Origin of the sequence: Streptomyces sp. NPDC005496 (genome assembly GCF_042872045.1) — a bacterium.
Lineage (GTDB): Bacteria > Actinomycetota > Actinomycetes > Streptomycetales > Streptomycetaceae > Streptomyces.
The window spans coordinates 21,510-34,396 of record NZ_JBIAJQ010000006.1 but is presented as its reverse complement, the minus strand read 5'-3'; the positions used below and the strand labels follow the sequence as shown (position 1 = coordinate 34,396).

General features: G+C 73.5%; 14 protein-coding genes. 11 read left to right on the top strand and 3 right to left on the bottom strand.

Annotated elements, in window-relative coordinates; translation table 11 throughout:
• Positions 1 to 44: 44 nt before the first annotated feature.
• Positions 45 to 1,238: a crotonyl-CoA carboxylase/reductase gene (ccrA, locus tag ACFYQQ_RS19325; protein WP_388904981.1), complete on the top strand. Its 1,194-nt coding sequence runs from the start codon at positions 45 to 47 to the stop codon at positions 1,236 to 1,238.
• 59 nt (positions 1,239 to 1,297) lie between these two features.
• Here the strand turns inward: ccrA and ACFYQQ_RS19320 are convergent, their stop codons facing one another.
• From ACFYQQ_RS19320 to ACFYQQ_RS19310, 3 genes are read right to left on the bottom strand one after another with little or no spacing between them, the layout of a single operon-like run.
• Complete coding sequence (locus tag ACFYQQ_RS19320) at positions 1,298 to 1,972, bottom strand: enterobactin synthetase (RefSeq protein ID WP_356169769.1); 675 nt, start codon at positions 1,970 to 1,972, stop codon at positions 1,298 to 1,300.
• Positions 1,973 to 2,024: 52 nt separating this feature from the next.
• Positions 2,025 to 3,503 carry an AMP-binding protein gene (locus ACFYQQ_RS19315; protein ID WP_355794250.1) on the bottom strand — a complete coding sequence of 493 codons (1,479 nt, stop codon included), beginning with the start codon at positions 3,501 to 3,503 and terminating at the stop codon, positions 2,025 to 2,027.
• Positions 3,503 to 3,751 (bottom strand): acyl carrier protein, encoded by a 249-nt coding sequence (locus tag ACFYQQ_RS19310; protein ID WP_355794249.1) that lies wholly within the window; start codon positions 3,749 to 3,751, stop codon positions 3,503 to 3,505. Before ACFYQQ_RS19310 ends, ACFYQQ_RS19315 begins: the two co-directional genes overlap by 1 nt.
• A gap of 472 nt (positions 3,752 to 4,223) precedes the next feature.
• On the opposite strand from ACFYQQ_RS19310, the gene paaA reads away from it, so the two are divergent.
• The 10 genes from paaA (at position 4,224) to ACFYQQ_RS19260 (ending at position 12,870) form a co-directional block, all read left to right on the top strand.
• Positions 4,224 to 5,300, top strand: coding sequence for a 1,2-phenylacetyl-CoA epoxidase subunit PaaA (gene paaA / locus ACFYQQ_RS19305; protein WP_356169765.1), 1,077 nt, complete (start codon positions 4,224 to 4,226; stop codon positions 5,298 to 5,300).
• Positions 5,297 to 5,599, top strand: coding sequence for a 1,2-phenylacetyl-CoA epoxidase subunit PaaB (gene paaB, locus ACFYQQ_RS19300; protein WP_355795314.1), 303 nt, complete (start codon positions 5,297 to 5,299; stop codon positions 5,597 to 5,599). The genes paaA and paaB overlap by 4 nt, the downstream gene beginning before the upstream one ends.
• Positions 5,592 to 6,395 (top strand): 1,2-phenylacetyl-CoA epoxidase subunit PaaC, encoded by an 804-nt coding sequence (gene paaC, locus ACFYQQ_RS19295; RefSeq protein ID WP_355795313.1) that lies wholly within the window; start codon positions 5,592 to 5,594, stop codon positions 6,393 to 6,395. Before paaB ends, paaC begins: the two co-directional genes overlap by 8 nt.
• 50 nt (positions 6,396 to 6,445) lie before the next feature.
• Complete coding sequence (gene paaD, locus ACFYQQ_RS19290) at positions 6,446 to 6,976, top strand: 1,2-phenylacetyl-CoA epoxidase subunit PaaD (RefSeq protein ID WP_388904980.1); 531 nt, start codon at positions 6,446 to 6,448, stop codon at positions 6,974 to 6,976.
• A 7-nt stretch (positions 6,977 to 6,983) separates the two neighbouring features.
• A complete protein-coding gene (locus ACFYQQ_RS19285; protein ID WP_356169761.1) occupies positions 6,984 to 8,108 on the top strand; it encodes a 2Fe-2S iron-sulfur cluster-binding protein in 1,125 nt (374 codons plus the stop codon).
• A gap of 84 nt (positions 8,109 to 8,192) precedes the next feature.
• The gene (locus ACFYQQ_RS19280; protein ID WP_355787816.1) at positions 8,193 to 8,963 is read left to right on the top strand and encodes an SDR family oxidoreductase; all 771 of its coding nucleotides are present in this window, start codon (positions 8,193 to 8,195) and stop codon (positions 8,961 to 8,963) included.
• A 90-nt stretch (positions 8,964 to 9,053) separates the two neighbouring features.
• Positions 9,054 to 9,902, top strand: a complete 849-nt coding sequence (locus ACFYQQ_RS19275) for a tryptophan 2,3-dioxygenase family protein (protein WP_355787813.1) — start codon at positions 9,054 to 9,056, stop codon at positions 9,900 to 9,902.
• On the top strand, positions 9,892 to 10,731 hold the full coding sequence (locus tag ACFYQQ_RS19270; RefSeq protein ID WP_355787810.1) for an alpha/beta hydrolase: 840 nt from the start codon (positions 9,892 to 9,894) through the stop codon (positions 10,729 to 10,731). The genes ACFYQQ_RS19275 and ACFYQQ_RS19270 overlap by 11 nt, the downstream gene beginning before the upstream one ends.
• Positions 10,728 to 11,978 (top strand): kynureninase, encoded by a 1,251-nt coding sequence (kynU, locus tag ACFYQQ_RS19265; protein ID WP_355787807.1) that lies wholly within the window; start codon positions 10,728 to 10,730, stop codon positions 11,976 to 11,978. Before ACFYQQ_RS19270 ends, kynU begins: the two co-directional genes overlap by 4 nt.
• A 286-nt stretch (positions 11,979 to 12,264) precedes the next feature.
• Positions 12,265 to 12,870 carry a hypothetical protein gene (locus ACFYQQ_RS19260; RefSeq protein WP_388904871.1) on the top strand — a complete coding sequence of 202 codons (606 nt, stop codon included), beginning with the start codon at positions 12,265 to 12,267 and terminating at the stop codon, positions 12,868 to 12,870.
• The last annotated feature ends 17 nt before the right edge of the window (positions 12,871 to 12,887 follow it).

Here is a 12,887-nt window from a genome sequence, read left to right as displayed (position 1 = left end):
ACGAACTCGGAGACGCACCCGAGCTCGGCACCGCGCCGAGACGGATGTACGCCTCACTCATCCGGCGTGAGCGCTACGGACAGCCGCGCGACGCCTTCCGCACCGAGGTGGTGGACGTGCCGCCCGTCCGCCGCGGCCAGGTCCTCGTCAAGGTGATGGCGGCGGGCGTCAACTACAACAACGTCTGGGCCGCGCTCGGTTCACCGCTGGACGTGATCGCCGCGCGGCAGAAGGCGGGCGCCACGGAGGACTTCCACATCGGCGGCTCCGACCTGTCGGGAATCGTCTGGGCCGTCGGCGAGGACGTACGCGGTGTGCGGCCGGGTGACGAGGTGGTCGTGCTGGCCAGCCGGTGGGACGAGTCGGCGCAGGACATCCGGCTGGGCCGCGACCCCGCCGCGTCCACCTCGCAGCGCGTATGGGGCTACGAGGAGAACTACGGCTCCTTCGCCCAGTTCGCGGTCGTCGACGACTACATGTGCCATCCCAAGCCGGCCCGGCTCTCCTGGGCGGAGGCCGCCTGTTACATGGCGACGGCGGCCACCGCCTACCGGCAGTTGTTCGGCTGGCCCCCGCACACCGTCAGGCCCGGCGACCCGGTGCTGGTCTGGGGCGGGGCGGGCGGCCTGGGCTGCATCGCCATCCAGCTCGTCCGGCACGTAGGCGGTATCCCGGTCGCCGTGGTCTCCAGCGAGGAGCGCGGCGAGTTCTGCGTGAAGCTGGGCGCCGAGGGGTACATCGACCGGCGCGAGTTCGACCACTGGGGGCGCCTGCCGGACGCCACGGACGAGGCCGCCATGGGGCGCTGGCTGGCCGGGGCGCGTGCCTTCGGGCGGCGTTTCTGGGAGGTGCTCGGGGAGCGCCGGGCACCCCGGATCGTGCTGGAGCACTCGGGCACGGACACCATCCCGACCTCGATGTACCTGTGCGACAACGCGGGCATGGTCGTCATCTGCGGCGGCACGACCGGCTACAACGGGGACGTGGACCTGCGCTTCCTGTGGATGCGGCAGAAGCGCCTCCAGGGTTCGCACGTCGCCGACGCCCGCGAGGCACGTGAGGTGACCCGGCTGATCGACCAGGGCGTCATCGACCCCTGCCTGTCGCGGACCTTCGGCTTCGAGGAGATCGGCCTGGCCCACCAGCTCATCCACGACAACCGGCACCCCGCCGGGAACATGGCGGTACTGGTGAACGCGAGCGAAAGCGGGAGTCGGATCACGCCGAGGGGCCGGTGACGTGAAGTCACCGGCCCCTCGGCGTGATCCGGACGTCCGCCCCCAGGCGGGGGACGACGTCAGACGCACACCCAGCTGAACACGCCCGCCCCCAGGGCGTGGACGCGGACCTCGACGGCGTCGCGGGAGGAGCTTCGGACCCGCACCGAGAAGCCGGCCGGGGCGGGTACGGCGCGCAGATCACGCAGGGTTCCCGCGGAAGGTGCCGTGCGGGCCTCGGAGTCCGCCGCGCGGTGCGGCGGGGCACCGTGGAACGCCTTCCAGGCGGCCTCCTTGGCGGAGAAGAGGGCGAGCATCCGGGCGGACACGTGGTCCGGGCCCGCCGCGTGCAGCCAGTCCTCCTCGTCCGCACGCAGCACGAACCGCTCGGCCCCCGGAGGGAGGGGGCCCAGCTCCAGGTCGCAGCCGGGCACACCGGAGTGCCCGGGCGCGCGGGCCACGGACACCGCGACGCCGGCACTGTGCGTGATCGACGCCGCCTGGCCGGGCGGGAAGACGGGCAGCCGCCCGGCCCGGGGGATGTCGCCGCACCGCAGTCCCACCGCACGCAGGGCCCGCCGGGCGGCGAGCCGCCCGGCGAGGAACTCCCGTCTGCGGCTCGGGATCATCGCCGCGGCGGCTGCCGCCTCGGCGCGTCCGGCGGGACGCGCCCGCGCCTCCGATTCCAGCGCAACGCCCAGGCCCAGCCCGGCGGCGGCGAGCGGCGCCCGCAACAGTTCCAACTCGGCTGTCACGTCCGGCGATTGCACCGCACCGGCCGGTGTCCGCGGGCACGCGTGCACGGCGTCAGTCCCGCAGCAGTTTCTTGATGATCTTCCCGGCCGGGTTGCGCGGCACCTGCTCGATGAACTCGATCCACCGGGGCCGCTTGTAGGGCGCGAGGTTCTCCGCGACGTGCCGCAGCAGGGCGGGCGCGGTCGTGCCCTCCTCGGCGACGACGTACGCCAGCGGCATCTCGCCGTAGTCCTCGTCGGGGACGCCGACGACCGCCGCGTCCCGGACGCCGGGGTGCGTCATGAGCACGCGCTCGATCTCCGACGGGTACACGTTCTGGCCGGCCCGGATGATCACGTCCTTGCTGCGGTCGACGAGGTGGATGCGTCCGCGCTCGTCCATGTAGCCGAGGTCGCCCGTGAGGACCCAGCCGTCCCGGGTGACCTCGCGGGTGGCCTCGGGGTCGTTCCAGTAGCCCTGCATGACGCCCGGGCCGCGGACGACGATCTCGCCCATCTCCCCGCGCGGGACCTCCCGGCCCCGCTCGTCCACCGCGCGCGCCGACATGCCGGGGATGACGCGTCCGCACGGGATGCGGGCGCTCACGTCACCGGGTCCGGGGTGCTCGTCGGGGCCGAGGGTGACGAAGGGGCCGCCCACCTCCGTCATGCCGTACACCTGGCGGAAGCCGCAGCCCAGGCGCTCCACGGCGTCGGCGTACACGTCGAGAGGCATCGGGGCGGCGCCGTAGAGGATCTCGCGCAGGGAGGACAGGTCGGTGCGGTGCGAGGCCTTCGCCTGGAGCATGAAGCGCAGCATCTGCGGGACCAGCCACATGTGCGTGGCCCGGTGCCGTTCGACGGCGGCCAGGGCGCGCTGGGGGGTGAAGCCGGGCATCAGCACGACGGTGGCGCCCGCGGCCAGGTAGGTGAGGGACACCACCATGCTGCCGTGGTACAGCGGGCAGCAGTTGACCATCACGATGTCGTCGGTGGGGCGGGCCGACACCAGCCAGCCGAGGGCGATGGCGCGGAACGATGCCTCGTCCACGGTGACACCCTTGGCCTGGCCCGTGGTCGCCGAGGTGTGCAGCACGGCGATCGGGGCGGTGTCGGGAACGTCGGGCAGGTCCCTCTCGTCGGCCATGGTGCCGAGGGCCTCGAAGGCGGGTTTGTCGAACGCCATCCGGATCCGCACCGTCGTCGGCAGGGAGGCGTGCCGGTCCAGCAGATCGGACTCACCGAGCACCGCGACCGCGCCGACCCGTTCGATGATGCCGGCCACCTCCGGCACGGCCAGACTGTGGTTCAGCGGCACGAACAGCGCGCCGAGCCGGGCGAGCGCGAAGTAGCTCTCCAGCACCTCGATCCGGTCCTGGGAGAGCACCGCGACGCGGTCACCGGCCTCGATGCCCAACTCGGCCAGGCCGCGCGCGAGTTCGGCCGTACGGTCGTCGAACTGCGCCCAGGTGACACTGCGGTGCTCATCGACGAGCGCGGTGCGGTCGGGGAAGCACTGGCGGTTGCGTTCCACCAGCTGCGTCAGCCACATCACGCACCGCCGGGGGTTCCGGCGACGGCGTGCTCGGCGACGAAGCGTTCGTAGTCGGCGATCGTGTGCAGCTTCTCCATGTCCTCCGCGGTGATCTCCACGCCCGTCCGCTGTTCGACGAGCAGGACCAGGCGCACCAGGTCACCGGAGTCGATGCCACTGCCGGCGAGGTCGACGTCGTCACCGATGGCGTCGGCGTACTCGGCCGTGCCGGTGAGTTCGACCAGCAACGTCCTGATGGTGCTCATGGCGTCCCCTTCTCGCTGTGCCGCGGCCGGCCGCCGTCGCGGCCGCGCCCCTGTGTCGCAAGAAGAAGAGGCGTCGGGGCCCGCGAGCACTCCCCTCGCTCCCGGGTGACGTTCGTCACGCGCGCGGGCGCGACGGCCGGGGATAGCGCGGCTGCCGTCCGTCCTCTCTTGTCGGTGAAAGGTTCCGCTCGGGCCATGAGGCACGCAGCGGGCGGGTGATCGCGGTCGAGGGAGTGATGCCGATGCCTAGGGAGTGTGTGCGGGTCGGTGCGGTGAGCGGGACCGGACCCGCTCACCGGAGCGGCACCGCGACCCGGACCACCGGCGGGCGTGGCACCGCGACCCGGACCACGGACCGTGGTGTGCGCACCCACGCGGGCGCCACCGCGGACGGCGTCGCGCTCACGCGCCCGGCCGGCTCCGCGACACCCACCGGAGCGACGGACGCCGGCAGCACCGGGGACGGGCCGACATGAGCACGGCACCCGGCGCGGCGGACACGGCAGTCCCCACCACGGAGGCGGAACTCACCGCGCACTTCGAGGCGTTGCTGGACGCCGGTCAGACGGTGGAGCCCCGGGACTGGATGCCCGACGGCTACCGCCGGATGCTGATCCGGCAGATCGCCCAGCACGCCCACTCCGAGATCATCGGCATGCAGCCCGAGGGCGCCTGGCTGACCCGCGCGCCCTCCCTGCACCGCAAGTCGGTGCTGATCGCGAAGGTCCAGGACGAGGCCGGCCACGGCATGTACCTGTACTCGGCCGCCGAGACCCTCGGGGTGGACCGCGACGACCTGCTCGACGCCCTGCACCGCGGGCAGCAGCGCTACGCGGCCACCTTCAACCATCCGGCTCTCACCTGGGCCGACACCGGGGCCATCGCCTGGCTCACGGACGGCGCCGCGGTGATCAACCAGGCGCCGCTGTGCCACACGTCGTACGGGCCCTACGCGCGGGCGATGCGCCGGGTCTGCCAGGAGGAGGCGTTCCACGTGCGGCAGGGCTACGACCTGCTGCGGTCGCTGTGCGAGGGCACGCCCGCGCAGCGGGAGATGGCCCAGGACGCCGTGAACCGCTGGTGGCTGCCGGCCGTGGCCCTCATGTTCGGGCCGCCCGACACCGTCGCCGGGGGTGCCGACGAGCGCACGGCGGCGCTGGGCGCGGCGGTGTCGCGGCGGGCCATCGCCTGGGGCATCAAGCGGCACACCAACGACGAGCTGCGTCAGCGCTTCGTCGACCACTGCGTGCCGCAGGCCGAGCGCCTGGGTCTGACCCTCCCCGACCCGAACATCCGCTGGAACGAGGAGCGCGGGCACTACGACTTCGGGCCGATCGACTGGGAGGTGTACCGCAGCGCACTCGGCGACGACTCGCACTGCGCCCGTCGGCGGCTGGCGCACCGCGTCGCGGCCCACGAGGACGGTGCCTGGGTCCGGGAGGCGGTCGCCGCGTACGCGGCCCGCGAGCACGCGGACGTGGCGGACACCGCGCACGAGGTGCCCGGGCGGGCCCCGGATGCCGTACGGGAGAAGGAGCCGGTCGCATGAGTGCCGCACGCAACGAGACGACGGCGTCCTGGGAGGTCTTCCTGCGCCCGCGCCGCGGACTGTCGCACCAGCACGTGGGGTCGGTGCGGGCGGGCGACCCGGACGCGGCCCTCGCCCACGCCCGGGATCTCTACACCCGGCGAGGCGATCCGCTGTCCCTCTGGGTGGTCCGCTCGGACGCGGTGCACGCCGTCTCCCCCGACGAGCACGACCCGTTCTTCAGCAACGCCCGGCACAAGCCCTACCGGTACCCCGAGCAATTCGCCCCGGCGGCGGAGGGAGGCGACCACGATGACTGACACCTGCGAGACCACCGTCCCGGCAGCGCGCGGCGCGGGCACGGCGGACGGGGACCTCGCCCGGTTCACCCTGGCCCTCGGCGACGACGCGCTGGTGCTCGGACAGCGGCTGTGCGAGTGGATCACGCGGGCGCCGACGATCGAGGAGGACCTGGCGCTGTCCAACATCGCCCTCGACCTGGTCGGCCACGCCCGCACCCTGCTGGCCTGGAGCGGCCGGATGGACGGCAGCGGCCGGTCGGACGACGATCTCGCCTTCGGGCGCACGGAGCGGCAGTTCCGCAACGCGCTGCTCCCCGAGCTGCCGAACGGCGACTTCGCCGCGACCGTCGCACGCCAACTGGCGTACACCCACTACGCCGTACTGCTCTACGAGGCGCTGGCCGGCTCCGCCGAACGGGAGTTGGCCGCCTTCGCGGTGCGGGCCGCGAAGGAGACGGCCTTCCACCGCCGGCACGCGGACAACTGGACGGTGCGGCTGGGCCTCGGCACGGCGGAGAGCGCGCGCCGTATGCAGGCGGGGCTGGCCCGGGTCTGGCCGTACGTCGCCGAGCTGTTCGACGAGGACGACGCGACGCGCCGGCTCGTCGAGGCCGGGGTCGTGCCGTCCTCCGCACTGCTCCGCCCTTCCTGGCAGGAGAGCGTGACCGCCGTCGTGGCGCGGGCCGGGCTGACCGTGCCCGCACCCACGTGGACGGCACGGGGCGGACGAGAGGGCCTGCACACCGAGGACTTCGCCCCGCTGATCGCCGAGATGCAGTCCGTGCACCGGCAGTTCCCCGGAGGCACCTGGTGACCGCGCACCGCCCGCCCACGGCCACCGAGCCGCTCCCGGCCCGGCAGTCCGTGCCGGGCCCCGTCCCCGCGACCGAGCGCCGGGCCGCCCCGGCTCCGCGCCGGGACATCACCGAGGTGCGCTCGCGGGTGGAGGCCCTTCCGGACCCCGAGCTGCCGATGATCAGCCTGGGCGAACTGGGCGTGATCCACGCCGTCGCCCCGGCGGCCGACGGCGTCCTGGAGGTCGAGCTCCTGCCGACGTTCCTCGGCTGCCCGGCGCTGCCGGCCATGGTCTCCGCCGTCGAGGACGTCCTCAGGGACTGCGGCCATCCGGACGGCCGGGTGCGCCACGTCCTGGCGCCCGCCTGGACCACCGACCGCGTCACCCGCTCGGGTCGCGACAAGCTCGCCGCGCACGGCATCGCGCCGCCCGTGCCCCGGGGCGCGCCCCGGCCGGTGCGCCTCGGCCTCGGCGTGTCCTGCCCGCACTGCGGTTCGCGGGCCACCAGGCCGCACAGTCCCTTCGGTCCGGCGCGCTGCCAGTCCATGCTGCGCTGCACGGCCTGCCGGGAGACCTTTCCGTACCTGACGGCGATGTGAGACGCCCATGACCACAGCTCCCGCGGCACAGCACGCAGGGCCGCACGACACGCGCCCGACGGCGGCCCGGCGCACCGGGTGGTTCCGGCTGCCGGTCTCCCGCCTCGACCGCCTGGCCTCCGGCACGGTGGCCATCACCCTGGACGTCCCGGAGACCCTGGCCGGCACCTTCGCCCACCGGCCGGGCCAGCACGTCGTCGTACGCCACCGGCGCGAGGGCACGGAACTGCGGCGCAGCTACTCTGTCTGCCCGCCGCCCGACGCCCCGGCCGCCCTGCGCCTGGTCGTGCAGCGCAACACACCCGACGGGTTCGGCGAGCACGCGCTGTCCGCCCTGAAGGAGGGAGACCTTCTCGAACTCTCCCCGCCGGACGGCCGGTTCGGGCTCCCGGACGTCACCGGCGGGCACCACGTCCTGATCGCCGGCGGCTGCGGCATCACACCCCTCGCCCCCATGGCCGCCTCGGCACTGCGCGCGGACCCCGGCTGCCGGGTCTCGCTGATCCACTCGGTCCGCACCGTCGGCGACGCGCTTTTGGCCGACGAACTCGCCGCCCTCAAGGACGCGTTCGTCGACCGGTTCACCGTGCTGTACGTCCTCACCCGCGAGCGGCGTGAGAGCGAGCTGTTCAGCGGGCGCCTCGACACGCCGAAGCTGCTGCGCCTGCTCCGGCTGCTCGACGCACGTCCCGGCCCCGGCACGGATTTCGCCCTGTGCGGGCCGTACGGGCTGCTGCGGACCGTGGCGGCGACGCTCGACGCGTGGGGCGCGGCCCCGGACAGCGTGCGCTCGGAACTGTTCTCCGGCGCCGGGACCCCGCCCGGACCGGCCTCCGAGGTTGCCGCGATCCCGGGGGGCCGGATCACGACGGTGCTCGCCGGCCGCACCAGCGTCGTCACCGTGCTGCCGCAGGACGAGGTGATCCTCGACGCCGTTCTGCGTCACCGCCCCGAGGCGCCGTACGCCTGCCGCGACGGCGTGTGCGGCAGCTGCAGGGCGAAGGTGGTGCGGGGAGCGGTGACGCTCGGGCCCCAGCACGCCCTGGACGCCGACGACCTGGCGGCCGGCTACACGCTCGCCTGCCGCGCCCGCCCCCGTGGCGAGGACCTCACGCTCGACTTCGACGCCTGACCCGCGACCCGCGGCTGACCCCCGGTCCCCCTCACCTCGACCCCCCACCCCCACCCTCACCCCGTTCCAGTGAAGGAGAGCACGTTGTCCACCACCCTGCGGCACGAAGGCAGGACCGCCCTGGTGACCGGCGGCAGCCGAGGCATCGGCAAGGGCATCAGCCGACGGCTGGCGCGCGAAGGCGCCCTGGTCGCCGTGCACTACGGCCACCGGCACGACGCGGCCGAGCAGACCGTCAAGGAGATCGAGGCCGAGGGCGGGCAGGCGTTCCTCGTCCACGCCGAACTCGGTGTCCCCGGCGACGCCGAGACCCTCTGGACGGAGTTCGACCGCCAGATGGCCGCCCGGGGCGCCGAACCCCGCCTGGACATCCTCGTGAACAACGCCGGTATCACCCTCCCCCGGACCATCGCGGACGTCACGGAGGAGGACTACGACCTGCTGTTCGCCATCAACACCCGGGCACCGTTCTTCGTGATCCAGCGCGCCCTGCCCCGCCTGCGGGACGGTGGCCGGATCGTCAACATCTCGTCGGTGGCCTCCCGGGTCGCTTTCCCGGCGATCATCGCGTACACGATGACCAAGGGAGCCCTGGACGCCCTCACCCTCTCCCTCGCCAAGGAGACCGGGCCGCGCGGCATCACCGTGAACACCGTCGCGCCCGGCTTCACCGAGACGGAGATCAACCCCACCCTCAAGAACCCGCAGATCCGGCAGGCCTACTCGGCGGCGTCCGTCTTCGACCGCCTCGGCACCCCCACCGACATCGCCGACATCGTGTCGTTCGTCGCGAGCGACGACGCCCGCTGGATGACCGGTCAGTGGATCGACGCCAGTGGCGGCGTCCAGCTCTGACCCCCGTCGAGCCGGTCCGGCACCGGCAGCGCACGCAGGCGCACCCACCCCGCTCGTCTCCCGGCCGCCCGCGGCCTTCTAGGAGTCCTGATGCAAGACGGCACATCCGTACTCGCGGATCTGTCCACGGACGATCCGCTCACCCAGCCCTTCCCGGGGGCGACTCCCTATGACGACTACGTCCACGCGTCGGTCCTCAACTCGCTCCAGCGACCGCTCACCGAGGCCGCCGACGAGATGGGCTTCCTCATCACCACCCAGGTGATGGAACTGTGGTTCACGCTGATCGTGCACGAGTGGCGCACGGCCCGGGACGCCTTCGTGAAGGACGACCTGGACGAGGCCGTGGACGCGCTGGTGCGCAGTCGCCGCGCGCTGCGCGCCCTCGTCGCCTCCTGGCAGCCCATCGCCGCGCTGACGCCCGCTCAGTTCAACGGATTCCGGGCCGCGTTCGGCCGGGCGTCCGGGTTCCAGTCGGCGATGTACCGGCACATGGAGTTCCTGCTCGGCGAGAAGTCCGAGGCGCTGGTGCGTGCCCACCGGGGCGACCCGAACGTCCACGAGGCGCTGCGTGACGCGCACCGGGAACCGTCCCTCTACGACGAGGTCTTGTTGTTCCTGCACCGGCGCGGCCTGCCGGTGCCGCGGCACGTCCGCGAGCGCGACGTCGCCGAGCCCTACGTCCCGGACCCCGGAGTGGTCGAGGTGTGGCGGCACGTGTACGCCGGTCCGCAGCACGATCCGCTGCTGGCACTGGGCGAGTTGCTCACCGACCTCGCCGAACTGGTGGCGCGCTGGCGGTTCGACCACGTGATGGTCGTGCGGCGGGCGATGGGCACCAAGTCGGGCAGCGCCGGTTCCCCGGGCCTGGCCTGGCTGGAGCAGCGCGCCGCCCGCACCGTCTTCCCCGAGCTGTGGGCGGTGCGCGGTGACGTCTAGGGTCGTCTCCGCGTTCGGCGCGGAGGAGGAGCGGCGGGTGCTGAGCCTGAAGCCCGTCCTGGCACCCCGGCACGGGTCGTACGGGGAGCACCCCCACCAGGTCTACGACGCCTGGCCGGCCGAGGACCCGGACGCCCCGCTGGTGGTCCTGCTGCACGGCGGCTACTGGCGCTACGACCGCATGCATCTGACCCCGTTCGCCGCCTATCTCTCCCGGCAGGGGTTCTCCGTGCTGCTGCCGGGATTCCGCCGGTCGGGTGGCGCAGGCGGCTTCCCGGAGACCTTCGACGACGTCGCGCGGCTCGTGGACACCCTTCCCGGGGGACGGCCGTACGTCCTGGCCGGTCACTGCTCGGGCGGCCATCTCGCCCTGTGGTGCGCGGCTCGCGGGCTGCTGCCGCCGTCCTCGCCCTGGTACACGACCCGCCTGCCGGACGCCGTGCTCGCGCTCGCCCCGCTCACCGACCTGGCCGCGACCCGTCGCGACGACCTGAGCAACGGGGCGGCGCTGCAACTCCTCGGCGGTGAGGAGAAGTTCGAGGAGCGGCTGCCTCTGGTGGATCCGCTGGAGCTGCTCAAGGGCGCCGGTTCCACCCGCGTACGGACGGTGTTGCTGCACGGCGCCGCCGACGAGGAGGTGCCGCTGTCGCAGTTCGCCGACTACGCGTCCGTCCACCACGATCTGGAGACCGTCGTCCTGCCGGGGACGGGCCACTACACGCTGATCGAGCCGGGTGCGGCGGGTGCGCAGGCCGTCGCGGACACCCTGCGGCGGCTCGCCGGCGAGTGGTCGGGCGCGAGCGCCGCACGGACGGGAGGCCAGCCGTGACGACCGCCGCCCGCACCCTGGACGAACAGGCCGCGGCACTCGACGCCGAGGACGTCCTGGCCCCGGTCCGGGAACGCTTCCTGATCCCCGACGGGCTCGTCTACCTGGACGGCAACTCGCTCGGGCCGCTGCCTGCGGCGGTGCCGCCCGTCCTCACCGACGTCGTCCACCGGCAGTGGGGCACCGACCTGATCCGCTCGTGGAACTCGAACGACTGGTGGCAGGCCCCGCTCCGCGTGGGTGACGCCGTCGGGCGTCTCGTCGGCGCCGCGCCGGGGCAGACCGTGGTGGGCGACTCCACGAGCGTGCAGCTCTACACCGCGCTCAGTGCCGCCGCCGGGCTGCTCCCCGGCCGGCGCCTGCTGGTCACCGACCCTGGGCACTTCCCCACCGACCGGTACCTCGCGGAGTCGGTGGCCCGGCTGCACGGGCTGCGCGTACGCCCGGTCCCGCCCGGCGAACTGGAGCGCTGCCTCGCCGCGGAAGGCGACGACGTCTGCGTGGTCAGCTACTCCCCCGTCGACTACCGGACGGGCGAGCTGTACGACATGCGGGCGCTGACCGCGGCCACGCACCGGGCCGGCGCGCTCTCCCTGTGGGACCTGTGCCATGCGGCCGGTGCGCTGCCGGTGCACCTCGACGACCTGGGCGTCGACTTCGCGGTCGGCTGCGGTTACAAGTTCCTCTCGGGTGGCCCGGGCGCCCCCGCGTTCCTCTACGCCGCCCGCCGCCACCACGAGGACTGGCGGACACCGCTGAACGGCTGGACGGGACACGCGGACCCCTTCGGTCTCCAGCCGGACTACACCCCCGCGCCGGGCGTGGCCCGGGCCCGTATCGGTACGCCGCCGATCCTCTCCCTGCTCGCACTGGAAGCCGCGCTGACGGCCTTCGAGGGCATCGACATGGCACAGGTCCGCGCCAAGAGCTCCTCCCTGACCGGGTTCTTCCTGAGCTGCGCCGAGGAGATGCTGACCGGACTGGGCTTCGAGGCGGTCACCCCGGCCGAGCCGGCTCGCCGCGCCAGCCAGGTGTCCCTGCGCCATCCGCACGCCTACGGCCTGATCCGGTCGCTGGCGGACCAGGGCGTCGTGGCCGACATGCGCGCACCCGACCTCCTGCGGTTCGGCGTCAACGCCCTCTACACCTCTCACCAGGACGTTCTCACCGCCGTCGGACGCCTCCGGCGGACGGCGGCGAGCGGCGCCTACGATCCGTCGCCGCAGCAGGCCGGCACGGTGACCTGACGTCGCCTCGGATGTCGTGACCCGCTCACCCGCGGGTCGCACATGACCTGCTGCCGTCGGGACCCCGTCCCACGGCGGCCGGTCCACGGCTCCCTTCCGAACCGTGCCGGCGCGGGTCATCCGAAGCGGGTCCAGGTCAGCGGGCGGCTACGGCGGACAGAGAGAATTCCGTGTCTCCGCACCGCGAACCGGGCTGTGTCGCGCCCCTGTTCGGCGGGCCGCACGGCATCTCTGTGAGTGGACGAACGGTACCGGACGGGCATCGACAGGTCCCTATGCTGACCGCATGACCGATCCGCCGCTCCCCGGCCCGGAAGCAGCTACCGCCCCTCAAAACGACGGCAGGTCCACTCCGGTTCCGCGGAGCGACGCCGGCGAGAGCGACCCGACTCAGGGCATGGACACCTGGACCGTCGAACGCCTGGAGGCGTTCACCGCGCGGACGCGAGGCCCGCACCTCGAAGCGGTGCGCGTCCTGGCGCAGGCGCACGCGTACAGCGACGACGAACCCCGGGCAGCCCGCCTGCGCTGGGCCCGGCTGGCGCTGCTGGCCAACGAGCGCCTCGACGGCGACGGTCCGTGGAACGAGGCCCGCACGGCACAGCAGGACTTCATGCTCCGCATGTGGGTGATCGACGAGCTCGGGCCCGGCGACGGAGTCTGGAGTCCCGAGGGGCTGGCGGCCGACACCAACGGCGCACTACCTCCGTCTCCCGTCGAGGCCCGCGCCCTCGCCGCGCACTGGCGTGATCTCCCCGTCGAGCGGATCGGGGAGCTGCGGCGGCTGAAGAACCTGACCGCGCATCTGCCCCGGCTGCTGCCCCATCTGCACCCCGGCCCCGTGCGCGACCGCCTCCTCGCCTGGGCAGGGGCCCGCCGCCACCTCCCCTGACCCGGGACGCGGTGGGC

What these genes read in the sequence shown, in the direction of transcription:
- ACFYQQ_RS19285 (WP_356169761.1), top strand. Translation starts at nt 6,984, where the DNA reads ATGACCACAGCTCCCGCGGCACAGCACGCAGGGCCGCACGACACGCGC.
- ACFYQQ_RS19315 (WP_355794250.1), bottom strand. Translation starts at nt 3,503, where the DNA reads ATGTGGCTGACGCAGCTGGTGGAACGCAACCGCCAGTGCTTCCCCGAC.
- paaB (WP_355795314.1), top strand. Translation starts at nt 5,297, where the DNA reads ATGAGTGCCGCACGCAACGAGACGACGGCGTCCTGGGAGGTCTTCCTG.
- paaC (WP_355795313.1), top strand. Translation starts at nt 5,592, where the DNA reads ATGACTGACACCTGCGAGACCACCGTCCCGGCAGCGCGCGGCGCGGGC.
- ccrA (WP_388904981.1), top strand. Translation starts at nt 45, where the DNA reads ATGTACGCCTCACTCATCCGGCGTGAGCGCTACGGACAGCCGCGCGAC.
- ACFYQQ_RS19310 (WP_355794249.1), bottom strand. Translation starts at nt 3,751, where the DNA reads ATGAGCACCATCAGGACGTTGCTGGTCGAACTCACCGGCACGGCCGAG.
- ACFYQQ_RS19260 (WP_388904871.1), top strand. Translation starts at nt 12,265, where the DNA reads ATGACCGATCCGCCGCTCCCCGGCCCGGAAGCAGCTACCGCCCCTCAA.
- paaA (WP_356169765.1), top strand. Translation starts at nt 4,224, where the DNA reads ATGAGCACGGCACCCGGCGCGGCGGACACGGCAGTCCCCACCACGGAG.
- ACFYQQ_RS19275 (WP_355787813.1), top strand. Translation starts at nt 9,054, where the DNA reads ATGCAAGACGGCACATCCGTACTCGCGGATCTGTCCACGGACGATCCG.